The organism is Noviherbaspirillum sp. ST9 (assembly GCF_048799745.1).
In the GTDB taxonomy this organism is placed as follows: domain Bacteria; phylum Pseudomonadota; class Gammaproteobacteria; order Burkholderiales; family Burkholderiaceae_D; genus Noviherbaspirillum.
The window spans coordinates 1-599 of sequence record NZ_JBLWFR010000141.1 but is presented as its reverse complement, the minus strand read 5'-3'; the positions used below and the strand labels follow the sequence as shown (position 1 = coordinate 599).

The following is a 599-nucleotide window of genomic DNA, read 5'->3' as shown; positions in this document are numbered from 1 at the left end:
TGCCCATCCCTCAAAAAGAGATTGATGCAAATCGTAATCTGAAACAAAATCCTGGTTATTAATCCAAAGATGTTAACATGAAAACCCTATATAACTTAATAATTGGAATATTGCTGGTGCTTCCGTCCCTGCTCGTGTCATGTAAAGACGACTATATGGAAACAAACCTTGGCAACCAGCCTCTGGTAATGTCTGCCAGTGAACAAGACATTCAATTGGATATTACAGCCCCTCAAAGTAATGCAGTTACCTTTCAATGGACATCGGGGTCTAATTTCAATACAAATGCTGCCATTACCTACACGTTTGAGCTAGGGCTTAGTGGCCGGAATTTTGCAAATAGTATTAAAGTAGAACAGGCTCAGGGCAAAAATTCCATTTCGTATAGTACAGCTGAAGTCAATGCAATTCTTCTCAATCAATTTGGCGTAACACCCGGTGTTGAGGCAGAACTTGAAGCACGGGTCACGGCAGTGGTTCATCATGAAAGTGTAGCTCCACAGGTGTCTGAAGTTGTGAGGATCAAAGTAACGGGTTACCGGCCAGTTTCTTCTACGCTGTATATCATTGGTGATGCTGCGCCTAATGGCTGGGATGCT

The 599-nt window shown here is 42.7% G+C and carries 2 protein-coding genes; both read left to right on the top strand.

What is annotated here, in order from left to right; translation table 11 throughout:
• A partial coding sequence (locus ACNOHI_RS25210; RefSeq protein WP_420477471.1) for a RagB/SusD family nutrient uptake outer membrane protein occupies positions 1 to 62 on the top strand: 62 nt, incomplete at its 5' end.
• Between the two features lie 15 nt (positions 63 to 77).
• Positions 78 to 599: SusE domain-containing protein (locus tag ACNOHI_RS25205; protein ID WP_420477470.1), on the top strand; the 522-nt coding region annotated here is incomplete at its 3' end.